Origin of the sequence: Streptococcus sp. 27098_8_82 (assembly GCF_041431615.1) — a bacterium.
GTDB classification, from domain to species: domain Bacteria; phylum Bacillota; class Bacilli; order Lactobacillales; family Streptococcaceae; genus Streptococcus; species Streptococcus sanguinis_K.
This window is the reverse complement of sequence record NZ_JAPVYB010000002.1, coordinates 357,766-380,825: the sequence shown is the minus strand read 5'-3', so window position 1 is coordinate 380,825 and position 23,060 is coordinate 357,766. Positions and strand designations below refer to the sequence as shown.

The 23,060-nt window shown below is 46.2% G+C and carries 19 protein-coding genes; 10 read left to right on the top strand and 9 right to left on the bottom strand.

Annotated elements, in window-relative coordinates:
• Positions 1-27: 27 nt before the first annotated feature.
• The 7 genes from hutH to O3627_RS05160 form a co-directional block, all read right to left on the bottom strand.
• Entirely contained in the window at positions 28-1,569 is a 1,542-nt protein-coding gene (gene hutH / locus O3627_RS05190) for a histidine ammonia-lyase (protein WP_032916282.1), read from the bottom strand.
• A 5-nt stretch (positions 1,570-1,574) separates the two neighbouring features.
• Entirely contained in the window at positions 1,575-2,927 is a 1,353-nt protein-coding gene (locus O3627_RS05185; RefSeq protein ID WP_002898305.1) for an APC family permease, read from the bottom strand.
• 75 nt (positions 2,928-3,002) lie between these two features.
• Positions 3,003-3,602: a HutD family protein gene (locus tag O3627_RS05180; RefSeq protein ID WP_125382027.1), complete on the bottom strand. Its 600-nt coding sequence runs from the start codon at positions 3,600-3,602 to the stop codon at positions 3,003-3,005.
• A gap of 12 nt (positions 3,603-3,614) precedes the next feature.
• Positions 3,615-5,288: a formate--tetrahydrofolate ligase gene (locus O3627_RS05175; protein WP_125382026.1), complete on the bottom strand. Its 1,674-nt coding sequence runs from the start codon at positions 5,286-5,288 to the stop codon at positions 3,615-3,617.
• Positions 5,289-5,354: 66 nt separating this feature from the next.
• The gene (locus tag O3627_RS05170) at positions 5,355-5,981 is read right to left on the bottom strand and encodes a cyclodeaminase/cyclohydrolase family protein (protein WP_125382025.1); all 627 of its coding nucleotides are present in this window, start codon (positions 5,979-5,981) and stop codon (positions 5,355-5,357) included.
• Positions 5,982-5,995: 14 nt separating this feature from the next.
• On the bottom strand, positions 5,996-6,895 hold the full coding sequence (ftcD, locus tag O3627_RS05165) for a glutamate formimidoyltransferase (protein ID WP_002903832.1): 900 nt from the start codon (positions 6,893-6,895) through the stop codon (positions 5,996-5,998).
• Between the two features lie 119 nt (positions 6,896-7,014).
• Positions 7,015-9,045 (bottom strand): urocanate hydratase, encoded by a 2,031-nt coding sequence (locus tag O3627_RS05160; protein ID WP_125382023.1) that lies wholly within the window; start codon positions 9,043-9,045, stop codon positions 7,015-7,017.
• A 199-nt stretch (positions 9,046-9,244) separates the two neighbouring features.
• Between O3627_RS05160 and hutI the strand changes: the two genes are divergently transcribed.
• The 4 genes from hutI to rpsR all read left to right on the top strand — a co-directional run bounded on the left by hutI (position 9,245) and on the right by rpsR (position 11,761).
• Complete coding sequence (gene hutI, locus O3627_RS05155) at positions 9,245-10,510, top strand: imidazolonepropionase (protein WP_125382022.1); 1,266 nt, start codon at positions 9,245-9,247, stop codon at positions 10,508-10,510.
• A gap of 178 nt (positions 10,511-10,688) precedes the next feature.
• Entirely contained in the window at positions 10,689-10,979 is a 291-nt protein-coding gene (gene rpsF, locus O3627_RS05150) for a 30S ribosomal protein S6 (RefSeq protein ID WP_002896497.1), read from the top strand.
• Between the two features lie 11 nt (positions 10,980-10,990).
• A complete protein-coding gene (locus tag O3627_RS05145) occupies positions 10,991-11,485 on the top strand; it encodes a single-stranded DNA-binding protein (protein ID WP_002896496.1) in 495 nt (164 codons plus the stop codon).
• Positions 11,486-11,521: 36 nt separating this feature from the next.
• Positions 11,522-11,761, top strand: coding sequence for a 30S ribosomal protein S18 (gene rpsR / locus O3627_RS05140; RefSeq protein ID WP_000068664.1), 240 nt, complete (start codon positions 11,522-11,524; stop codon positions 11,759-11,761).
• A gap of 109 nt (positions 11,762-11,870) precedes the next feature.
• Here the strand turns inward: rpsR and O3627_RS05135 are convergent, their stop codons facing one another.
• Complete coding sequence (locus O3627_RS05135) at positions 11,871-12,542, bottom strand: DUF1129 domain-containing protein (protein ID WP_002903834.1); 672 nt, start codon at positions 12,540-12,542, stop codon at positions 11,871-11,873.
• 18 nt (positions 12,543-12,560) lie between these two features.
• Positions 12,561-13,505, bottom strand: a complete 945-nt coding sequence (locus tag O3627_RS05130; protein ID WP_002896489.1) for a magnesium transporter CorA family protein — start codon at positions 13,503-13,505, stop codon at positions 12,561-12,563.
• Between the two features lie 127 nt (positions 13,506-13,632).
• Here O3627_RS05130 and uvrA point away from each other — a divergent pair, with 127 nt between their 5' ends.
• The 6 genes from uvrA to O3627_RS05100 all read left to right on the top strand — a co-directional run bounded on the left by uvrA (position 13,633) and on the right by O3627_RS05100 (position 23,053).
• Positions 13,633-16,464 (top strand): excinuclease ABC subunit UvrA, encoded by a 2,832-nt coding sequence (gene uvrA, locus O3627_RS05125; protein WP_125382020.1) that lies wholly within the window; start codon positions 13,633-13,635, stop codon positions 16,462-16,464.
• 152 nt (positions 16,465-16,616) lie between these two features.
• Positions 16,617-17,678 carry a Xaa-Pro peptidase family protein gene (locus O3627_RS05120; RefSeq protein ID WP_125382019.1) on the top strand — a complete coding sequence of 354 codons (1,062 nt, stop codon included), beginning with the start codon at positions 16,617-16,619 and terminating at the stop codon, positions 17,676-17,678.
• 61 nt (positions 17,679-17,739) lie between these two features.
• Complete coding sequence (gene efp, locus O3627_RS05115; protein ID WP_002910568.1) at positions 17,740-18,300, top strand: elongation factor P; 561 nt, start codon at positions 17,740-17,742, stop codon at positions 18,298-18,300.
• A 19-nt stretch (positions 18,301-18,319) separates the two neighbouring features.
• On the top strand, positions 18,320-18,709 hold the full coding sequence (locus tag O3627_RS05110) for an Asp23/Gls24 family envelope stress response protein (RefSeq protein ID WP_002896484.1): 390 nt from the start codon (positions 18,320-18,322) through the stop codon (positions 18,707-18,709).
• Entirely contained in the window at positions 18,702-19,133 is a 432-nt protein-coding gene (gene nusB / locus O3627_RS05105) for a transcription antitermination factor NusB (RefSeq protein ID WP_185756094.1), read from the top strand. The genes O3627_RS05110 and nusB overlap by 8 nt, the downstream gene beginning before the upstream one ends.
• 224 nt (positions 19,134-19,357) lie before the next feature.
• On the top strand, positions 19,358-23,053 hold the full coding sequence (locus O3627_RS05100; RefSeq protein WP_125382016.1) for a pullulanase: 3,696 nt from the start codon (positions 19,358-19,360) through the stop codon (positions 23,051-23,053).
• The last annotated feature ends 7 nt before the right edge of the window (positions 23,054-23,060 follow it).

Sequence of the window (23,060 nt, the reverse complement as noted above, 5' to 3'; positions counted from 1 at the left end):
GTTAGCTTTTTTACAGAGTCACCAGCTTTAGAACTGAATGCTCAAGTCCACAGCCTTTTCAACGGCTGCTAGGAATTCTTCGTTTTCAATCAGCTCAGAAGCCTTGTTGAGTTCTTCATAGATTTCGATATCCTTGTCAAACTCGATAAAGCGGACATGCTGACGAAAGAGGTCGTAGGCTGGCTTAGTTCCCTTGCCCAGTTCATGGTTTTCTGGTTTCAGATCCAGAGCTTGGCAGGCTGCCATAATTTCTGTTGCCACGATGCGGCGAGAATTCTTGAGAATTTCAGCTGCCTTGCGTGCTGCAGTAGTTCCCATGCTGACAAAGTCTTCTTGGTTTTCACAAGATGGGATAGAGTCTACGCTGGCTGGATGAGATAGGACTTTGTTTTCAGAAGCAAGCGAAGCACAAGCATACTGGGTAATCATAAAGCCAGAGTTGAGTCCTGGGTGTTTGACCAAGAAGGATGGTAGCTTGCTCAGTTGGCTGTTGACCAGACGTTCCACACGACGCTCGGATACATTACCGATTTCAGAAATAGCGATACCGAGGAAGTCGAATGGCTGTGCCATTGGTTCACCGTGGAAGTTACCACCTGAGATGACATGGCCTTCCTTGGTGATGATAGGGTTGTCTGTAACAGAGTTGATTTCAATCTCAACCTTGGTCTTGACATAAGCGATAGAGTCCTTGCTGGCACCATGAATCTGCGGAATACAACGCAGGGTATATGGGTCTTGGACCCGCTGTTGAGTGGCTACGGTTGTGTTGCCACTGCCTTCTAGAAGGTTGCGGATATTACGGGCTGTAGCCAGCTGTCCGCTTTGAGGACGGATGGTATGCAAGTCTTCTTCGAAAGGACTGGTAATACCATTGTGGACTTCCATGGAAAGAGCACCAGCGACATCTGACAGTTTAAGAAGCTGGATGGCATCGTAGGTAGCCAGAGCTCCGATACCTGTCAGGACAGTCGTTCCGTTAATCAGCGCCAGCCCTTCCTTAGCTGCTAGAGCAATTTTCTCGATACCGGCCTTGTCCAAAGCTTCTTGTCCAGAGAGCAATTGGCCTTGATAGTAAGCGCGGCCCAATCCTAGCATAGGCAGAACCATGTGAGCCAGCGGTGCCAAGTCACCAGAAGCTCCCAAAGAGCCTTTTTCTGGAATGTAAGGGACAACGCCTTTATTGAGCAATTCCAGGAGCTTTTCGACAGTAGAGAGACGGATACCAGAATAGCCCTTGACCAAGGAATTAATCCGGATTAGCATAATTGCACGGACTGCATCTTCAGGCAGGGGATCGCCGTAGCCTGAAGAGTGCGTACGGATTAGGTTTTCTTGCAGTTGAGTCGTATCTTCTGGTGAGATGCTGACATTGCAGAGAGAGCCGAATCCGGTTGTAACACCGTATACGACCCGCTTTTCGCGGACGATATCATCCACGATTTTGCGGGAAGCTTCTACAGCTTTCTTAGCTTCTTGGTCGATTTCGCAAGTGGCTCCATGACGAGCTACTGCGATGACGTCTTCTAAAGTAAGGTGTTCGCCATCCAAATTGATTACATGTGTCATAAGATTCATTCTCCTTCTTGTTCAAGAACTTTATTTTTACAAATCAGTACTATATAGATAAAGTATACTGCACTGGCGATAAGGACACCGATGAGGCCGTAAACATAGTTCATTGGGTTTTCACCCCAAATCATGACAAGGCTGACTAGAACCGCCAAAATTGGAATTACTGGACCAAATGGAACGCGGAAGACCACTTTTTTATCCGGATATTTCTTTCTTAATACTAGTACAGCTAGAGCAGTTGGGATGTATTGGAAGAAGCGGAAGACCACACTGAGAGCTGCTAATTCTTCAAATTTACCAGAGAAGAGCAGGACGATGGCCAGGATTCCTGAAATAATAATGGCAACTATAGGGGCATTTTTAGAGTTGGTTTCTGCAATTTTCTTAGGAAGCAGGCCTTCATTTGCGATAGCTGCACCATAACGTGGAACCATGATAGATTCCCCGATGTTAAGTCCAGCAATAGAAATCAGCGCTCCGATAGAAACAATCCATGCTCCAACAGGGCCAATCATTTCGACAAAGGCGTCTTGTACAGAAGCATCTGTTTGCAGGATACGGCTGCCTAACATGGCGATAGTTCCTGCGATAATCAGCATATAGAGAACAGAGACAATACTGATAGAGCCCAAAATAGCTCGAGGTACATTCTTTTCCGGATTGCGCATTTCACCAGCAACGATAGACATGGTTTCAAATCCGATAAATCCGTAGAAGATATAAATTGCTGTACTAGAGATAGCTTTCATGATATCTACGCCAGGTTCTAGCTGAAGAAACGGAGTGAAGTTTCCTTTGTCAATTCCTCCTTTGATGAAGAAAATCGCACATAGACTGAAAGCGACAATTGGGATGAGCTTGGCTACGGTTGCGGTCAAGGTGAACATTTTGGAAGTCTTAAGACCTGATATATTCATTAGACTGAGCAAAATAATCAGGCTCACACTGAGCAGAAGTTCATAGGGGGCAAAGGATTTAAAAGTAATGACAAAAAGTCTCGCAAATCCTGCTGCCATAGCAGACCAAGCGATGATGGTAACTGCCCAGCCTAGGAAGCCAACATTAAATCCGACAAAGTCTCCAAAGGCCGCTTTGGAATATTGGAAGGCTCCGCCATTTTTATTAAAATAACCAGCAGTTTCTGCCAAGCAGACAGCTAGGAGAATAACGAGGAGGGCAGTTCCAAGCATGACAGCTAGAGAGGCAGGACCAAGTCCTTTATAAATCTTTTGCGGTAGGAGGAAAATCCCTGATCCGATAACGGCATTGATACCGTAGAGAGTTGCACCGGAAAAGCTGAATTTCGCTTTTTCCTGTTCTTGTTCTTGTGCAGTGAGTTTAGTTGCATCCATAATAATGTTTCTCCTTTAGAGATATGGGATCCTTTCCAAGTAAAGATAGAATGGTGACAAGACATCATGGTATCTTTACTTAGTAGGGATGTGGGTCAAACCAGCCCATATAGCAAGGTAAGCGCCCTTTGGCTGGTTACTCGAAAACATTATATGCAGCTCAGTTTCCTGAGTCTCTTTTTCCACTATCAGAAGCTGCTCTGCCTCTAGGTTAAGCGATGGCAGGTTTGTTCCCGTTACCGTCAGATCACCTAAGGCATAGATAAATTGAATTTCGTCATCTCGGACAAGTTCTTGTCTATCCGAAATGGCAATCATCTGTCCCTGATAATGGTCGCTGTAGATTAAGTTAAAGTCGGTACAAGTCCCACGACTTGTGATAGAATCACTCCCTTCAAAGACATAGGGAGTAAAGGGAGCTAGAACCGTTTCCTCCTGCCGGCTGGCATTGTGGAGATGAAGTGCGTGGTCCAGGCTCATGAGAATGCGGTGAAAGCCGCTGAGGTCAGAAAACTGACTTTCAGCCAACTCCACAGTTGCTGTCGAGAGTCGATAGTCAAAGTTCCGCTTGCCATAGTGGCCAGTTGGAGGGGAAAGATAAAGCTGTTTTGTCTTTCCCCCCGACCAATCGGAAACTTGAAAATCATTTACTCTTAAAAAGGTTACATGTGTCATTTTTGGTATTTATTAGAACAAACCGCTGATATTGCCATCTTTGTCAACATCAATCTTTTCGCTGGCTGGTACTTTAGGCAGCCCTGGCATGGTCATGATTGCACCCGTCAGAGCAACGATAAAGCCTGCACCAGCAGAAACTTTGAGCTGGCTAATAGTCACAACAAAGTCTTTAGGTGCGCCCAGTTTCTTAGCATCGTCTGAGAAAGAGTACTGAGTCTTAGCCATACAGATAGGATAGTTGGAGAAGCCTAGCTCTTCCAGTTGTTTGAGCTCGTGTTTAGCGGCAGGAGTCAGGCGAACGCCCTTGCCTCCATAGACCTTGGTAACAATTTTGTTTAGCTTGGTCTCAATGGAGTCCTCTTCATTATATACAAATTGGAAGTGATTGTCTCCTTCGGCCAGTTCAACGACTTTTTCAGCCAACTCTTTACCGCCGGCTCCGCCATTTGCCCAAACATCAGAAATAACGACGTCAACTCCGCGTTTTTGGCAGGCGTCATAAACTGCTTGCAACTCTGCTTCGGTATCCAGCGGGAATTTATTGATGGCAACGACTGCTGGCAATCCATAAACATCTTGAATGTTTTCCAGATGTTTTTCCAAGTTTGGCAGACCATCTACAACGGCTTGGACATTTTCTTCAGCCAGATCGCTCTTAGCCACACCGCCGTGCATCTTGAGAGCGCGGATGGTAGCAACTAGAACTACAGCCGATGGACGAAGTCCAGATGTACGACACTTGATATCGATGAATTTTTCAGCACCGAGGTCAGCACCGAAACCAGCTTCTGTGACTGCATAGTCGGCATATTTGAGAGCCAGCTTGGTAGCTAGGACACTGTTACAGCCATGGGCAATGTTGGCAAAAGGTCCACCGTGAATCAAGGCTGGCGTATGTTCCAGAGTTTGAACCAAGTTTGGATGGATAGCGTCTTTGAGCACAGCAGCCATAGCGCCACCAGCTTTCAAGTCCTTGGCAGTTATTGGCTTACCTTCAAAGCTGTAACCAATGATGATTTTTTCCAAACGGTTCTTGAGGTCAGTGATATTTTCTGACAGACAGAGAATGGCCATAACCTCAGAAGCAACTGTAATGTCAAAACCATCTTCACGCGGAACACCGTTGACTTTACCTTGCAAGCCGTCTACGATGTGGCGCAGTTGCCGGTCATTCATATCCACTGCCCGCTTCCAAGTAATGCGGCGAGAGTCGATACCTAAGGCATTGCCATGGTGGATGTGGTTGTCAATGAGGGCTGCCAGCAGGTTGTTGGCAACACCGATGGCATGAAAGTCACCAGTGAAGTGGAGGTTGATGTCCTCCATGGGCACCACCTGAGCGTGTCCACCACCAGCAGCTCCGCCCTTGATACCAAAGACAGGTCCGAGAGAAGGCTCCCGCAGAGCGATAACGGCTTTTTTACCGATGGCAGCCAAAGCATCGACCAATCCGACAGAAGTAGTGGTCTTGCCTTCTCCGGCTGGTGTCGGAGAAATAGCGGTCACGAGAATCAGTTTGCCGTCTGGCTTGGCTTTTAAGGCTTCTAGTTGGCCGGCACTGATTTTTGCCTTGTAATTTCCATAAAGAGACAAGGCGTCCTCAGCAATTCCTAGCTTTTCTGCCACCTCTTTGATGGGCTTCATTTGAACCGAATTCGCAATTTCAATATCTGATAAAACCATATTGTTACCTCTTGAGAAGAGGAAGTCCATTCATAGGAATGAGCGGACTTATCTTCCGTTTATCTATTAGACAACTTTCAAAATTTCTTGATAAATTTCATCTGCTAGGGCGCAGCCTTTTTGCAGTAGCTCTTCACCCTTGCTGCGGTAGTCTGCGACGAATGCTTCATCCTTGACGCCTGACAGGTTGATGAGGACATTGAGCCAAGCACCTTGCAGGCCAGCCTTAAGGTTGAGAGCTGCGACTCCCAGGTCGCTGGCAGCATTGGTATTGGACTTGCCAACAGCCTTTTGAGTTGTTTGCAGGGAAGTCAAGATGTCTTCCATCATGCCATAAGGTGACTTGGTCGCTTCCTTGAGGGCTTGTTGCATCGCTTCTCGACGGGCAGCCTTGTCTTCCTCCGTTTCCTTAGGCATATCAAAGACGGCAGAGACCAGATTGAAGGCTTCAGTGTCCTTGTCAATAGCTGCGAGCAAGCTTTCTTGCAGGCGGGCGCTTTCTGCGTGCACTTGAGCAATTTCTGCTTCAAATTCTGCGTATTTTTTCTTGCCAAGGGTCAATTCACAGACCATCTTAGTCAGGGAAATACCGTTCGCTGCGGAAAGAGCAGCGGCAGAGCCGCCTCCTGGTGCAGGAGCATCTGAGCCTAGGACTTGAGCAAATTCTGTCAAGCTTAAATCTACTAATTTCATAGGTTTCTGTCCTCCTAGCCCAGCAAATGGTTTTCCAGAACTTGCTTGCCGTAGTCAAAGTCTTCGATTTGCAGATAGTATTCTGCTGCGTCAATCAAAGCCTTGGCTGGAGCTAAACCGATAACTTCTGAGCCGAGGATTCCAACTCCGTAGCGCTTGGCTTCAAAGCGAACAGTTTCAAAGACACGATAGAGTGGGAATTTTTCCAGATTGACCATGTTGATGGAAACCTGAGCAATGTTGCGGTCTTCCAGCATAACACCGATTGCTTTACAGTACTTGTAACCACCGCTTGATCCACGGATGATTTTGGCAATATTGTTGGCAATTTCCAGATTGTCTGTATCCAAGTTGATGTTGTAGGCGATGAGTGGCATTCTGGCACCAACAGCAGTGACACCGGCAGTTGGGTGAATCTTTCTTTCACCGTAGTCAGGCGCCCAGTCAGGTTCTAAGAGTTTTTCAGGCATGCCTTCAAATTGTCCTTTACGAACCTTGGCCAAGTTCTTACGCTCTGGACGAGTCGCTGCATCTTCATAGAGGAAGATAGGGATACCGAGCTCACGGTTGATCCGTTCAGATACGGTCTTCGCAATTTCTACGCATTCCTCACTTGTGATGTCCTTGATCGGTACAAAGGGCAGGACATCAGTTGCGCCCATACGAGGGTGTTCACCCTGGTGCTTGGTCAAGTCAATATTTTCAGAAGCGTATTTGACCAAACGGAAGGCAACTTCCTGAATGTTTTGGTCGTCACCGACCAGGGTAAAGACGCTGCGGTTGTGGCTGGCATCAGAAGAGTGGTCCAGAAGTGTTACACCTGGCACGCTCTTAGCTACTTCCACTAGACCGTCAATGACCGCTTGGTTGCGGCCTTCAGAAAAGTTAGGAATACATTCAACAATTTTTGCCATAAGATATTACCTCGTGATATCAATAATTTTAATTTATAATATGAACTTAATGAAGCAGAACCTTCTCCTGAGCCAGGTTGATACCCAGCTCAGGCCGGAAGTTGGGGGACAAGTTTTTTCTATTCGAACAATTTCTTAACAGATTCTTTGACCAAATCTTCGTCAGTTAAGTATGGAATGGTAATGTGGTCTGTTCCTTGGTGGAGGCGGTTGTACTCGATAGCTGTCTCAATAGCATGCTCATTGCGAGCCCAGTTACGACGAGCGACTCCTCCGATTGTATCCCAAGCGATAGCTGATTTGATGATTTCATCAATGCGTTCGCTACCGTCCAGTACCAAGCCAAAGCCACCGTTGATTGCTTTACCGATACCAGTTCCACCACCGTTGTGGAGAGCTACCAGACTCATACCGCGAGCTGCATTACCAGCATAACATTGCACGGCCATGTCGCAAGTAACATTAGATCCATCTTTAATATTAGAAGTTTCACGGAATGGAGAGTCAGTACCAGATACATCGTGGTGGTCACGGCCAATCATGACAGGACCAATCTTGCCTTCGCGTACTAATTCATTGAACTTGAGGGCGATATTGACGCGTCCCATACAGTCTTGGTAGAGAATCCGAGCCTGAGTTCCAACAACCAGCTGGTTCTTTTCTGCATCGCGGATCCAGTTGTAGTTGTCGCGGTCTTGGTAGCGGCGGTTAGGGTCGATCACTTCCATAGCTGCATGGTCAGTAGCGACTAGGTCTTCGTGTTTGCCGCTCAGACATACCCAACGGAAAGGACCATAACCATAGTCAAAGAGCATTGGGCCCATGATATCTTCTACATAAGATGGCCAGATGAAGCCGTCTTTGTCATCAAAGCCATTCTTAGAAATTTCCTTGATGCCAGAGTCATAGACTGCCTTCATAAAGGCATTACCGTAGTCAAAGAAGTAGGTGCCGTTGCTAGTCAAGGTCTTGATAGCCTTGAAGTGACGTTCCAATGTTTGGTCAACCAAATTAGCAAAGGTTTCCTTGTCTTCGGCTAGAAGGCGAGTCCGTTCTTCAAAGCTGATACCAGCCGGACAGTAGCCGCCGTCATAGACATTGTGGCAAGAAGTTTGGTCAGACAGTAGATCTACATGGATATTGTTCTCGTTGACATATTCTAAGAGATCTACGATGTTACCATGATAGGCGATAGAAGTGGATTCGCCAGATTCCAGAGCTTTTTGAGCTAGCTCGATTGCTTCTTTTGGACTTTCGGCTAATTGGCTAATCCAGCCTTGGGAATGACGAGTTTCAATCCTAGATTGGTCTACTTCAGCTACGATTGCCACAGCTTTAGCAATTTCGGCTGCTTTCCCTTGAGCTCCACTCATGCCGCCCAGACCAGAAGAGATGAAGAGTTTGCCAGTCAGGTCGCCATCATCAGCTACACCCAGTTTCAAGCGCCCAGCATTGAGGAGGGTGTTGAAAGTACCATGGACGATACCTTGAGGGCCGATGTACATCCAGCCGCCAGCTGTCATTTGACCATAGTTGGTCACGCCCATTTCTTCCGCAATTTCCCAGTCCTTCATATTGTCATATTCACCGACCAAGAGGCCGTTGGTGATGATAACACGAGGTGCTTCTGGTTTGGACTTGAAGAGTCCGAGTGGGTGGCCAGATTCTACGACCAAGGTTTGATGGTCGGTCATGATTTCCAAGTATTTCTTGATCAGGTTGTACTGCATCCAGTTAGCGCAGACAGATCCAGTTTCCCCATAGGTAACCAATTCATATGGATAAAGGGCGATTTCAAAGCTCAGGTTGTTGTCAATCATGACCTGCATAGCCTTGGCTGCAGTACAGTTCCCTTTGTACTCGTCAATTGGTTTGCCGTAGATGCGTTCTTTTGGACGCCAGCGGTAGCCATAAATCCGTCCGCGAGTCTTCAGTTCTTCTAAGAATTCTGGAATTACTTCCTCATGGAATCTCTTTGGAATATAGCGAAGGGCATTTTTTAAAGCAATTTCGGTTTGAGCTTGAGTCAAACGGAAGCCCCGGTCAGGTGCTCGACGGATGCCTTCTTGGAAAACTGTTTTTTCAGGCAGTACATCGTCTAATTTGACGGTCATTGCTGCTGCAATTTCATTTTCGCTAAAGTATGACATGAAAAATCCTCCTTTTAGTCAAGTGTAAAATATCTTTCTCTTACATTCTATAAGACTCCCGTCCATAAAGAGTCAAGAAAATGACAAAAACAGTAAAAAAAGTGGGGCTCCTATCTTTTACAAGCTTTTGACTATAATTTGACGATAGTGTATTATGATGAAAAGCAAATATGTCGGAAAATGAAATGGAGGAACAAGCATGACTGCTGATTTACTATTAACTCACTTTAATCAAGTCTTCTGTCCCAAGGACCTCGGACATCCCCTTTTTGGCGAGGAGATGAAGGAAGCTCAGGTTTTGGAAGACGGCTACATTGCAGTCAAAGACGGCAAAATCCTAGCAGTTGGCAGCGGAGAGCCGGATGCCAGTCTGGTTGGACCTGATACTAAGATTCAGTCTTATGAAGGCAAGATTGCCACACCTGGCTTGATTGACTGCCACACTCACTTAGTCTACGGTGGCAGCCGGGAACATGAATTTGCTAAGAAATTAGCCGGAGTCCCTTATCTGGAAATTCTTGCCCAAGGCGGCGGTATTCTCAGTACAGTCCGAGCAACGCGAGAAGCTTCTTTTGACACTCTCTATGATAAGTCTAAGAGACTGCTGGACTATATGCTGCTGCATGGGGTGACGACTGTTGAGGCCAAGAGTGGCTATGGTTTGGACTGGGAAACAGAGAAGCGCCAGCTAGATGTCGTTGGAGCTTTGGACCGTGACCATGATATTGATCTCGTTTCTACCTTTATGGCTGCCCACGCCGTTCCACCAGAATACAAGGGACGCTCTCAGGAATATCTGGAGCTTATCGTCGAGGAAATGCTGCCTCGGGTAAAGGCAGAAAATCTAGCTGAGTTCTGTGATATTTTCTGTGAAAAAGGTGTCTTTACAGCTGACGAGTCGCGCTACCTGCTTTCTAAGGCTAAAGAAATGGGCTTCAAGCTTCGTATCCATGCTGATGAAATCGAGTCTATCGGTGGAGTAGATGTAGCAGCTGAGCTAGGAGCAACGAGTGCAGAGCACTTGATGGTAGCGACCGATGAGGGCATTCGCAAGATGGCAGAAGCCAAGGTTATCGGGAATCTCCTGCCAGCAACTACCTTCAGTCTGATGGAAGATACCTATGCACCAGCCCGCAAGATGCTGGAAGCTGGTATGGCTATTACCCTGACCACCGACAGCAATCCAGGCTCTTGTCCAACAGCTAACCTGCAGTTCGTCATGCAGTTGGGCTGCTTTATGATGCGCCTGACACCAGTAGAAGTCCTTAACGCTGTAACCATCAATGCGGCCTATTCAGTTAACCGTCAAGATAAGATTGGCAGCTTTGATACTGGTAAGCAGGCGGACATTACCATCCTAGACGCTAAGAACATTGACTATCCACTTTATTTCTTTGCGACCAATCTGACCCATCAGGTCTACAAGGCTGGAAAACTGGTCGTCGATCAAGGTAGAATTGTCTAGCCTCTCTAAAAAAGAATCGTATTTTTCGGACTCTCTCTGGTGACAGGGAGAGTTTTCTTTATATCAAAACTTTCCCTTGCCATTCTGCCGCAAGTCTGCTATAATAATTATTTGTGAGCAAACCTCACTTACCCCTTGCAAAGTCTTGGGGTCATTAGACCAAAAGGAGGAAAAATCAATGGCTAAATACGAAATTCTTTATATTATTCGTCCAAACATTGAAGAAGAAGCTAAAAACGCTTTGGTAGCACGCTTTGACTCTATCTTGACTGACAATGGTGCAACTGTTGTTGAATCAAAAGACTGGGAAAAACGTCGTCTTGCATACGAAATCCAAGATTTCCGTGAAGGACTTTACCACATCGTTAACGTTGAAGCAAACGACGATGCAGCTCTTAAAGAGTTTGACCGTCTTTCAAAAATCAACGCTGACATTCTTCGTCACATGATCGTCAAACTTGACGCTTAAGAAGGTAGACTATGATTAATAACGTTGTACTGGTGGGTCGCATGACCCGTGATGCCGAGCTTCGCTATACTCCGCAGAACCAAGCGGTCGCAACATTTACTCTGGCTGTCAATCGCAACTTCAAAAATCAAAGTGGCGAGCGAGAAGCAGACTTTATCAATGTTGTCATCTGGCGCCAGCAGGCAGAAAATCTTGCAAATTGGGCTAAAAAAGGAGCCCTGATCGGAATTACAGGTCGTATTCAAACGCGTAACTACGAGAATCAGCAAGGCCAGCGTGTCTATGTCACAGAAGTTGTTGCGGACAATTTCCAACTTTTGGAAAGCCGCTCTAATCGTGAAGGTCAGTCATCTGGCGGTTACGGTGGAAACAGCTTCGGCGGCAGCTCTGCTCCAAGTTATGGCAGTGCAGACTCGTCTAACCAAGTACCGAACTTTTCTCGTGATGAGAGCCCATTTGGTAATTCTAACCCGATGGATATCTCGGACGACGATCTACCTTTCTAAGGACCGAATCTAACTATAATATAAAGGAGAAAACACATGGCTCAACAACGTCGTGGCGGATTCAAACGCCGTAAAAAAGTTGATTACATCGCAGCGAACAAAATTGAATATGTTGATTACAAAGATACTGAGCTTCTTAGCCGTTTCGTTTCAGAACGTGGGAAAATCCTTCCTCGTCGTGTAACAGGAACTTCAGCTAAAAACCAACGTAAAGTAACAACAGCTATCAAACGCGCTCGCGTAATGGCTTTGATGCCTTTCGTAAATGAAGACTAATTAGATTCCCTGCCTCGGCAGGGATTTTTTAGATAATAGAAGAATTGTATAATAAAAAGACAGTTTGATTTGAACTGTCTTTTTAAGTATTATTTGATTTAAAGATTTCTTATCTCGTAGGCCCCATAGTCGCACTCTTGATGTTGAAGCGTTTTTTGAGATAGAAGCGCAGGGCTAGGGTGATAGCGCCGACAATAGCAACTACGATATTGGATAGGCGGGGGTTGAGGAATTCAGGCAGGAGACTAGTCAATACGATGGACATGCTCCAGAGGAGAATAGCTGCTGCCATTGTAAGGATGGACTTGAGCAGCTTAGGGCGCTGGCTGCGGTCCTTATCTGGTCCGTAGAAACGGTAGATAAAGTGGTAGAGGGCATAGAAAGAAAGACCACCGACGATGCTTCCAAGTACGAGAGTCGTCAGTCCATAGACAGATGGCTGAGAGGAAGCTAGATTGACGATTGAGGTCAGGAGGGTAAAGAAACCAAAGATAAAGAGGACAGAGTCCAGCATCATCCATTTAGGATCGTCATTTTCCTTTGGATGCTCGGCATCATAGCGCTCTTTTGCGGTCAAAGAAGCTGCCCAAGTAGTTGGGGCTCCGTAGAGGCCGCGGGCAGTGATTCCTTTGGTTTGATTTTCCAGGATTTCCGGTAGAATACCTTCTAAGATGGTCTGGATTTCCTGATCAGATTTGCCATCTTGTAGGAGTTGGTTAGTTGCGATATGGATAAATTCTTTGTTTTTTTTGCTAAGTTTGTCGAGGGATACTTGTGACATAGGCGTTCTTTCTAAAGGTTAAAATAGTTTTTTGTGCATGAGATAGGCCATGACCGAAGCACTCATGGCAAAGGCGATGAACATGATAATCCAGAAGGCATGTGGTTCGCCGTTGAGAGGCAATTCGTTATTTTTGAAGTTCATCCCATAGGCCGAGAAAATCATGGTCGGGATAGACATGACGATGGTCACCAGAGCCAAGGCTTTCATGATATTGTTCTGATTATTAGAAATGATAGAGGCGAATGTCTCTGTCATACTGTGGAGGATGTTGCCGTAGATATCAGCCATCTCAATGGCCTGCTGGGTCTCAATTAAGGTGTCTTCCAGCAAGTCCTCGTCTTCCAGGTATTTCTTGATATTGCTAGTGGAGCTGGTCAGCTTCTTAATCACGCGCTCATTTGTTTTAAGAGAAGCCTTGAAATAGACGATGGTCTTTTCCAACTCCATAAGCTCAATCAGTTCTTCATTTCGCGTGGACTTGTGCAGCTGACTTTCAATCTGCTCACTCTTGCGGTCAATGGAACGCAGGGCTGTCAGATATAGCTCAGCATTGTGGTAGAGAATCTGAAAGATAAAACGTGACTTCATAAAAGTATAGAAGTTGCGCAGGCGCCTGTGAATGAAGATGTCCAGCAGAGGTAATTTTTCCAAACAAGTGGTAATAATAGCCTCTTCCGTGATGATAATACCAAGCGGGATCGTGACATAGTAAGTCTGGTTATTCCGCTCCTCTGTGATGGGCACGTCAACGATAATCAGCGTGTACTCATCCTCTATAGTAACCCGAGACATCTCTTCTGCATCGAGCGGCGCTCGCAGGTCAGTGATGTCAATGCCAAAGGCGTTGGCAATTTCGATTGATTCGCTCTGGGAAGGATTGACAAGATTGATCCAAGTGCCTGATTCGAGCGCATCAATCTCTTTGAATTCTGTCGTAGTTGATAAAAAGACTTGCTTCATAATCATTTTCCTTTCCAGAGTTTTTTTGCATACCGTACTATTATACTACAAATTCGGGCTTTTGGGGCAAAAGTTTGCAGAAAAATTTGTTATAATGGAGAAGGTTTATAAGTGAAACGAGGTCAAGATGCAAGATAAAATTGTGATTCATGGAGCGCGAGCTCATAATTTAAAAAATATTGATGTAGAAATTCCGCGGGACAAGCTGGTCGTGGTGACCGGTCTGTCCGGTTCGGGCAAGTCCAGTCTGGCTTTTGATACCCTCTATGCAGAAGGGCAGCGCCGCTATGTGGAGAGTCTGTCGGCCTATGCTCGGCAGTTTTTGGGCAATATGGAAAAGCCGGATGTGGACTCGATTGATGGTCTCAGCCCGGCTATTTCCATCGACCAGAAGACGACCAGCAAAAATCCGCGCTCAACAGTGGGAACAGCTACCGAAATCAATGACTACCTGCGCCTGCTCTATGCTCGTGTTGGGACGCCATACTGTATCAACGGTCATGGAGCTATTACGGCTTCGTCTGTCGAGCAGATTGTTGACAAGGTCTTGGAATTGCCAGATCGTCAGCGTTTGCAGATATTAGCGCCGGTCATCCGTAAGAAAAAGGGCCAGCATAAGACCGTTTTTGATAAGATTCAGAAAGACGGTTATGTCCGTGTGCGCGTGGATGGCGATATTTACGATGTGACGGAATTGCCAGAGCTTTCTAAGAGCAAGCAGCATGATATTGAGGTCGTGGTAGACCGAATTGTCATCAAGGAAGGGGTGCGTAGCCGCCTCTTTGACTCGGTCGAAGCGGCTCTGCGGATTGCTGAGGGCTATGTGGTGATTGATACCATGGACGGTCAAGAGCTGCTCTTTTCTGAGCATTATGCCTGCCCAGTTTGCGGCTTTACAGTGCCGGAGTTAGAGCCACGACTCTTTTCTTTTAATGCGCCCTTTGGCTCCTGCCCGGACTGTGATGGTCTGGGGGTTAAGCTGGAGGTGGATCTAGATGTCGTTGTGCCAGAAGCTGGCAAGACCTTGCGCGAAGGAGCACTAGCGCCTTGGAATCCCATCTCCTCCAACTACTATCCACAGATGCTGGAGCAGGCGATGATTGCCTTTGGCATTGATATGGACAAGCCATTTGAGGAGCTGACGGAGGAAGAAAAGCAGCTGATTTTCTTTGGCTCGGATGGGCGGGAGTTCCATTTCCACTATGAAAATGAGTTTGGCGGCGTGCGCGATATTGATATTCCTTTTGAGGGGGTTGTCACCAATATCAGCCGTCGCTACCATGAGACCAATAGTGATTTTACTCGGACGCAGATGCGGGCTTATATGAATGAGCTGACTTGTGCAGCTTGTCATGGTTATCGACTTAGCTCTCAGGCCTTGTCTGTCAAGGTTGGTGGCGAAGACGGCTTGCATATCGGTGAGATTTCAGACTTGTCCATTGCAGATCATCTGGTCCAGTTAGACAAGCTTAGCTTGACTGACAATGAAGCTACTATTGCTCGGCCTATTCTCAAAGAAATTCATGACCGTTTGACCTTCCTTAATAATGTTGGTCTTAATTACCTGACTTTGTCTCGCTCGGCTGGGACTCTATCAGGAGGCGAGAGCCAGCGGATTCGTCTGGCGACTCAGATTGGTTCCAATCTAAGTGGCGTCCTCTATATCCTGGACGAGCCCTCTATTGGCTTGCACCAGCGTGACAATGACCGCCTGATTGCCAGCCTCAAGAAGATGCGCGACCTGGGCAATACCCTCATCGTGGTTGAGCACGATGAGGACACCATGCGGGAGGCTGACTGGCTGATTGACGTGGGACCAGGAGCTGGTGTTTTCGGAGGTGAAATCGTTGCAGCGGGCACTCCTGCACAAGTGGCCAAGAGCAAGAAATCTATCACTGGCCAATACCTGTCAGGTAAGCGCGAAATCCCAGTGCCATTGGACCGCCGTGTAGGCAATGGCCGCTTTATCGAAGTGACTGGTGCACAGGAAAATAACTTGCAGAATATCACGGCCAGATTCCCCTTGGGCAAATTTATCGCTGTGACAGGAGTTTCTGGATCCGGTAAGTCAACGCTGGTCAACTCTATCCTTAAGAAAGCCATCGCCCAAAAGCTCAACCGCAATTCTGCTAAGCCAGGTAAGTTTAAGAAAATCAGCGGCATTGAGCATGTGGATCGACTGATTGATATTGATCAAAGTCCGATTGGCCGGACACCGCGCTCTAATCCGGCTACCTATACTGGAGTCTTTGACGATATTCGCGATCTGTTTGCCAAGACCAATGAAGCTAAGATTCGCGGCTACAAGAAGGGGCGTTTCAGCTTTAATGTCAAGGGCGGTCGTTGTGAGGCCTGCTCGGGTGATGGGATTATCAAGATTGAGATGCACTTCCTGCCTGACGTCTATGTGGCCTGCGAGGTCTGCCACGGTACCCGTTATAATAGCGAGACTCTAGAGGTCCACTACAAGGAGAAGAATATCGCTCAGGTTCTGGACATGACGGTCAATGATGCGGTAGAGTTCTTCCAGCACATTCCCAAGATTGCCCGCAAACTCCAGACTATCAAGGATGTGGGACTAGGCTATGTGACTCTAGGGCAGCCAGCCACAACCTTGTCAGGTGGTGAAGCTCAGCGGATGAAACTGGCCAGCGAACTTCACAAGCGCTCGACTGGTAAGTCCTTCTATATCTTGGATGAGCCGACCACGGGTCTGCATTCTGAAGATATTGCCAAGCTCCTTCAAGTGCTATCACGCTTTGTGGACGATGGCAATACAGTCCTCGTTATCGAGCACAATTTGGATGTTATCAAGACAGCTGACCATATCATTGATTTGGGACCGGAAGGCGGTGTCGGTGGCGGTACGATTATTGCGACGGGGACACCGGAAGAAGTCGCAGCTAATCCAGCCAGCTATACCGGTCAATATTTGAAAGGCAAGCTGCACGTAAAATAATTCATCAAATCCCTGTTTGATATTAAAAACAGGGATTTTTCATGTCAGAGAATGCTCGTTGGATTCTAATTCCTGGATAAGGTTTGTCAAAAAATGTCCTATTTGACTGGTTTTTTGATATAATAAGCTTAGTTATTTCACGGAGGTGCCTCATGTTATCAAGAGTTGAAAAGTTTGAAGCAGCATTGGCTCAGACAGACTGCGATGCTGTTTTAGTAACCAATCTGAAAAATATTTACTACCTGACTGGTTTCAGCGGGACAGAAGCGACAGTTTTCATCAGCAAAACACGTCGGATTTTCCTAACGGATGCGCGCTATACGCTGATTGCCAAGGGAGTAGTCCAAGGTTTTGATATTGTCGAAACACGCGACGCGATTGGTGAGATTGTCAAGATTATTGCGGATGACAAGCTGCAAAAAATCGGTTTTGATGACGAGATTTCCTATGCCTACTTCAAGATGCTGGAAAGTGTCTTCTCGGCCTACGAACTAGTTCCCATGACGGGCTTTATTGAAAATCTGCGCATGATTAAGGATGCTCAGGAAATCGCGACCACTCGCAAGGCCTGTCAGATTTCTGATCAAGCCTTCCTAGATGTACTGGACTTTATCAAGCCTGGTGAGACAACAGAGCTGGCTGTTATGAACTTTTTAGATGCCCGTATGCGCCAGCTAGGTGCTTCAGGTGCCTCTTTTGATTTTATCATTGCTTCGGGCTACCGCTCTGCTATGCCTCATGGTGTGGCTAGTGACAAGGTCATTCAAAAGGGTGAAACCCTGACCATGGACTTTGGTTGCTACTACAACCACTATGTCAGCGATATGACGCGGACTGTTCATGTGGGGCAAGTGACGGATGAGGAACAGGAGATTTATGATATCGTCCTGCGCAGCAATCAAGCCCTGATAGAAGCAGCCAAGGCTGGTCTCAGCCGAATTGATTTTGACCGGATTCCGCGTCAGATTATTAACGATGCTGGCTACGGTCCTTACTTTAGCCACGGGATTGGCCACGGGATTGGCCTGGACATCCATGAGATTCCTTACTTCGGCAAGTCAGAAGAGCCGATTGAGGCGGGCATGGTCCTGACTGATGAGCCAGGTATCTATCTGGATGGCAAATACGGCGTCCGCATCGAAGACGATCTCCTCATCACAGAAACAGGCTGCGAAGTCCTAACTCTTGCGCCGAAAGAGTTGATTGTTATTTGAGAATTATCAGGCTTTATGATAGAATAAGTAGAAATATAATTTTAAAAAGAGGTAATATAGAATGATTGAAGCAAGTAAGCTGAAAGCTGGAATGACCTTCGAAACAGCTGATGGAAAACTCATCCGCGTTTTGGAAGCGAGCCACCACAAGCCAGGTAAGGGAAATACGATTATGCGGATGAAACTGCGCGATGTTCGTACTGGCTCTACCTTCGATACCAGCTACCGTCCAGAAGAAAAATTTGAACAAGCCATTATTGAAACTGTTCCAGCTCAATACTTGTACAAAATGGATGACACTGCTTATTTCATGAATACTGAGACTTATGATCAATATGAAATTCCAGTAGTCAATGTAGAAGAAGAATTGAAATTCATCCTTGAAAACTCTGATGTGAAAATCCAGTTCTACGGAACAGAAGTGATTGGTGTGACAGTACCGACAACAGTTGAATTGGTCGTGACAGATACTCAGCCGTCTATCAAGGGAGCTACTGTTACCGGATCTGGTAAGCCAGCGACACTTGAGACAGGTCTTGTTGTCAACGTACCAGACTTCATCGAAGTTGGACAAAAATTAATCATCAATACTGCAGAAGGAACTTACGTTTCTCGCGCATAATATAGAAGAGGTAATAACTATGGCAGCTGAACAATTAGGTGAAATCGTCATTGCGCCACGTGTTTTGGAAAAAATCATTGCCATTGCAACGGCAAAGGTAGAAGGTGTTTATTCCTTCGCAAATAAGAGTATGTCAGACAGTCTTTCCATGCGCTCCCTCGGTCGCGGAGTATCGCTTCATACAGATGAGACAGGTGATGTGACTGTAGATATCTACCTGTATTTGGAATACGGTGTCAGCGTTCCAACTGTTGCAGTAGCAATCCAGAAGGCTGTAAAAAGCGCAGTTTTTGATATGGCTGAGGTAGAGCTGTCTGCTGTCAATATCCATGTGGCAGGCATTGTTCCAGAAAAGGCACCGAAGCCAGACTTGAAAGATCTATTTGATGAGGACTTCCTCAATGACTGATATACTGTTGGAATCCAGAAGAGGTCTGCGCCAGCGGGCTTTTCAGGCCCTGATGAGCCTAGAGTATGAAGGTGATCTTGTGGAAGCTTGTCGCTTTGCCTATTCTTATGATAAGGACGAAGAGGCTGACAATGCAGCGGAAGCTGATATTCCAGCTTTTCTGCTCAATCTGGTATCCGGTGTGGTCCAGTCCAAGGACGACTTGGATAAGAAAATTGCCCAGCATCTCAAAAAAGGCTGGACAGTAGATCGTCTGACGCTGGTCGAAAAAAATATCCTGCGTCTGGGGATCTTTGAGATTACGGAGTTTGATACCCCACAGCTGGTAGCAGTCAATGAAGCCATTGAGCTTTCCAAGCAATTCTCTGACGAAAAGTCCAGTAAGTTCATTAATGGGATTTTGAGTCAATTTATTGTTGAATAAAATGAAGGTCGAGACAAGTGTCTTGGCCCTTTTGCTTGTCAATTGTTGTTTAAATCACAAATAGCTTATCGAATTATCAAATTCCGCACAGAAAGCATGAAGTATCTGAGTGAGAAAAACTCTTCTTGAAAGCCTTTACAATTTTAAAAAGAATCGGTATAATAAATACAGAAAACGTTTGCATAGATGTTCTCTATAAGAAAAAATAAAGGAGTTTTCTGTTTATGAAAAATAACTATCACCTACAGTCTCAGATGGGCGAAAAGCGTCATTATTTTGGCATCCGTCGTTTAAAAGTAGGAGTAGCCTCTGTTGTCATTGCCTCAGGTTTCCTCCTGGGAAATGCTCAGCTAGTCCAAGCGGATGAGGCGAGCACAGCCACCAGCCCTGCAATAGAAGCAGTCTCTGATGCAGATGCGGCAGCCCAACCTAAGTCAGCAAATGAAGAAAAAACTGGAGAGGTAGGTAGTTCAGGAGCGGGGGCTTCAGAGCAGGCTGCTCCAACTGGTGTGCTAGCAGATCAAGCTCCAGCTAGTGCAGGTTCAGCATCAGGTCAAGAAACTGCGAATCCAAGTGAAAAAGACAAGCAAGAACCAGTTAGTCAGCCGCAGGCTTCGGCGAAAGACGCTATCGAAGAGGGCAATATTCGCTTTCATTTCAAAACCCTGCCTTCACAAAATCTAGACAGCTTGGGCCTGTGGACTTGGGATGATGTTGAGACGCCTTCTAGCCAAAAGGGAGGTTGGCCGACCGGAGCGACTAGCTTTGCGACTGCTAAAGAAGATGACTACGGCTATTATCTTGATGTCAAGATGGCTGAGAAAAGAAGCAAGATCAGCCTTCTCATCAATAATACGGCAGGTCAGAATATTACAGGTGACAAGACAGTTGAGCTACTCAGTCCTCAGATGAATGAGGTTTGGTTTGATACGGACTATCAACCTCATACTTATGAGCCTTTGAAAAAAGGGATGGTTCGAATCAACTACTATCGTACAGATGGGCAGTATGATAAGAAGTCGCTCTGGCTCTGGGGAGATGTCCAAAACCCAAGCAAGAATTGGCCTGACGGAGTGGATTTTGAAAATACTGGGAAATATGGTCGCTATGTAGATGTTCCCTTGAAAGATGCTGCTAAGATGATTGGCTTTTTGCTTTTAGACGAAAGCAAATCAGGAGATGATGTGAAGATTCAAAATCAGGATTATAATTTCGCGAATTTGGAGAAAAACAGCCAGATTTTCTTGCGTGATGCGGATCCGACAGTTTATACCAACCCTTACTTTGTCAACGATATTCGCATGACGGGTGCCCAGCATGTAGGTTTGACCGAGATTGAGACCAGCTTTTCTACCTTAGAGAGTGCTAAAAAAGAGGACATTTTAAAGAACTTAAAGATTACAGACAAAGATGGCAATCAAGTCGTTGTTAAAGATGTGGTTCTGGCTCCTGAGACCAAAAGTGCCAAATTCATCGGTGATTTTAACCAAGCCCAGTCACCTTACCTTATCAAATATGGCAATGATCAATTCAAAACCAGCATGAACTGGCAGCTAAAAGATAGTATTTACAAGTATGATGGTGAATTGGGAGCGCGTGTTTCTCAAGCGGGTAAACAAGTGGACCTAAGCTTCTGGTCGCCAAGTGCGGACCAAGTTGATTTGGTAGTCTACGACAAAGAGGATCAGAACAAGGTTGTTGGACGCTTGGCTATGCAGAAAGGGGAGTCTGGCACATGGACCAGCAGCTTAACGCCTGAGAGCGGCCTAGGGATTTCAGACTATCGAGGGTATTTCTATCATTATGAAATTACTCGTGGCGGCAAAAAGTTTCTTGTGCTGGATCCTTATGCCAAGTCTTTAGCCGCTTGGAACAGTGAAGATGCGGACAAGGGGGATGCCTACAAGATTGCTAAGGCAGCCTTTGTAGATCCAAGTGAATATGGACCGAAAGACCTGACCTATGCTACTATACCGAACTTTAAGAAGCGGGAAGATGCCTTGATTTATGAGGCGCATGTTCGTGATTTTACCTCTGATCCAGCTATCTCAAAGGATTTGAAATCTCAATTTGGAACCTTCTCAGCTTTCATTGAGAAATTAGATTATTTGAAAGACTTGGGAGTGACCCACGTTCAGCTCTTGCCAGTTTTGAGTTATTATTTTGTAAATGAGCTGAAAAATGCTGAGCGCATGGACAAGTACGCTTCCAGCAACAGCAACTATAACTGGGGCTATGATCCGCAAAACTACTTCTCGCTGACAGGTATGTACTCTAGCGTACCGACAGATCCAGCCAAGCGCATTGAGGAATTCAAAAACCTTGTCAACGAAATTCATAAGCGTGGAATGGGCGTTATCCTGGATGTGGTCTATAATCATACGGCTAAGACCTCTATCTTTGAGGATTTGGAGCCCAATTACTACCACTTTATGGATGCGGATGGTACACCGAGATCAAGCTTTGGCGGCGGCCGCTTGGGTACTACTCACTATATGAGCAGACGGGTCTTGGTGGATTCGATCAAGTACCTGACAGAGCAGTACAAGGTAGATGGTTTTCGCTTTGATATGATGGGAGACCATGATGCTGAGTCCATCCAAAAAGCCTTTGAAGAAGCCAAGAAGCTCAACCCAAATCTCATTATGCTGGGTGAGGGCTGGAAGACTTATGCAGGTGATGAAAATAAAGCTGTCCAGCCTGCTGACCAGTCTTGGATGAAGTCAACGGACACGGTAGCGGTTTTCTCGGATGATATTCGCAATACCTTGAAATCAGGTTATCCAAATGAAGGAACACCAGCCTTCATCACTGGTGGCAAACGCAGTGTAGAAAATGTCTTTAAAAACATCAAGGCGCAACCAACCAATTTTGAGGCGGATAGCCCAGGGGATGTGATCCAATACATCGCAGCCCATGATAATCTGACGCTCTTTGATATCATTGCCCAGTCGATCAAGAAAGATCCGGCAGTGGCTGCCAATTATCAAGAGATTCATCGCCGCCTGCGTCTGGGAAATCTGATGATTCTGACTTCGCAAGGGACACCATTTATCCACTCTGGTCAAGAGTACGGCCGGACCAAGCAATTCCGTGATCCCGACTATAAATATCCGGTCTCTGAAGACAAGGTTCCAAACAAAGCGCATTTGTTGACCAATGAAGACGGCACGCCGTTTGACTATCCGTATTTCATTCATGATTCTTATGATTCGAGCGATGCGGTCAACCACTTTGACTGGACCAAGGCGACTGATTCAGAGAAGTTCCCTGAAAATGCCAAGAGTCGTGCCTATATGAAAGGCTTGATTGCCTTGCGGAAATCAACGGATGCCTTTACCCGCAGTTCCAAAGATGAAGTGGAGCAAAATGTGACCCTCATCACCCAGCCTGGCAAGGATGGTGTTGAGAAAGAAGACCTCGTGCTCGGTTACCAAGTGGTTGCGTCGAATGGCGATATTTATGCTATCTTTGTCAATGCAGACACCAAGGAACGACAATTCAACTTTGGTGAAGCCTACAAGCATCTAGCAGGTGCAGAGGTTGTGGCAGATGGTAATACGGCAGGAGTGACAGCCATTTCTGATCCAGCAGGTGTCACCAGAAACGGCAATGGTTTAGCCCTAGCTCCGCTGACAGCGACTATTTTGCGACTTCGAAAAGCGAACCTAGCTCAGGAAGAAAAATCTCAAGCTCCAGTAGCTCAAGAAGAGCAGCTGTCTGCCGCTTCTGTAGCCAACGCTCAGCCTCAAGCTTTATCCTTGGATGGGCAAAAAATTCAGGCTTCAGAAGTAAAAGAAGCGGCTAACCAAACAGAAAAAGCCTTGCCAAAAACGGGAACAAATACTTCCCTGCTGGCACTTTTAGGTGGCTTCCTTGCTTTCCTGGCCGGTCTGTTAAGCTTTAGAAAGAAAGAGTAATAATTGA

What these genes read in the sequence shown, in the direction of transcription:
- rpsR (WP_000068664.1), top strand. Translation starts at nt 11,522, where the DNA reads ATGGCTCAACAACGTCGTGGCGGATTCAAACGCCGTAAAAAAGTTGAT.
- O3627_RS05100 (WP_125382016.1), top strand. Translation starts at nt 19,358, where the DNA reads ATGAAAAATAACTATCACCTACAGTCTCAGATGGGCGAAAAGCGTCAT.
- nusB (WP_185756094.1), top strand. Translation starts at nt 18,702, where the DNA reads ATGACTGATATACTGTTGGAATCCAGAAGAGGTCTGCGCCAGCGGGCT.
- O3627_RS05170 (WP_125382025.1), bottom strand. Translation starts at nt 5,981, where the DNA reads ATGAAATTAGTAGATTTAAGCTTGACAGAATTTGCTCAAGTCCTAGGC.
- rpsF (WP_002896497.1), top strand. Translation starts at nt 10,689, where the DNA reads ATGGCTAAATACGAAATTCTTTATATTATTCGTCCAAACATTGAAGAA.
- O3627_RS05160 (WP_125382023.1), bottom strand. Translation starts at nt 9,045, where the DNA reads ATGTCATACTTTAGCGAAAATGAAATTGCAGCAGCAATGACCGTCAAA.
- O3627_RS05120 (WP_125382019.1), top strand. Translation starts at nt 16,617, where the DNA reads ATGTTATCAAGAGTTGAAAAGTTTGAAGCAGCATTGGCTCAGACAGAC.
- O3627_RS05180 (WP_125382027.1), bottom strand. Translation starts at nt 3,602, where the DNA reads ATGACACATGTAACCTTTTTAAGAGTAAATGATTTTCAAGTTTCCGAT.
- uvrA (WP_125382020.1), top strand. Translation starts at nt 13,633, where the DNA reads ATGCAAGATAAAATTGTGATTCATGGAGCGCGAGCTCATAATTTAAAA.
- ftcD (WP_002903832.1), bottom strand. Translation starts at nt 6,895, where the DNA reads ATGGCAAAAATTGTTGAATGTATTCCTAACTTTTCTGAAGGCCGCAAC.
- O3627_RS05135 (WP_002903834.1), bottom strand. Translation starts at nt 12,542, where the DNA reads ATGTCACAAGTATCCCTCGACAAACTTAGCAAAAAAAACAAAGAATTT.
- efp (WP_002910568.1), top strand. Translation starts at nt 17,740, where the DNA reads ATGATTGAAGCAAGTAAGCTGAAAGCTGGAATGACCTTCGAAACAGCT.
- O3627_RS05110 (WP_002896484.1), top strand. Translation starts at nt 18,320, where the DNA reads ATGGCAGCTGAACAATTAGGTGAAATCGTCATTGCGCCACGTGTTTTG.
- hutH (WP_032916282.1), bottom strand. Translation starts at nt 1,569, where the DNA reads ATGACACATGTAATCAATTTGGATGGCGAACACCTTACTTTAGAAGAC.
- O3627_RS05130 (WP_002896489.1), bottom strand. Translation starts at nt 13,505, where the DNA reads ATGAAGCAAGTCTTTTTATCAACTACGACAGAATTCAAAGAGATTGAT.
- O3627_RS05175 (WP_125382026.1), bottom strand. Translation starts at nt 5,288, where the DNA reads ATGGTTTTATCAGATATTGAAATTGCGAATTCGGTTCAAATGAAGCCC.
- hutI (WP_125382022.1), top strand. Translation starts at nt 9,245, where the DNA reads ATGACTGCTGATTTACTATTAACTCACTTTAATCAAGTCTTCTGTCCC.
- O3627_RS05185 (WP_002898305.1), bottom strand. Translation starts at nt 2,927, where the DNA reads ATGGATGCAACTAAACTCACTGCACAAGAACAAGAACAGGAAAAAGCG.
- O3627_RS05145 (WP_002896496.1), top strand. Translation starts at nt 10,991, where the DNA reads ATGATTAATAACGTTGTACTGGTGGGTCGCATGACCCGTGATGCCGAG.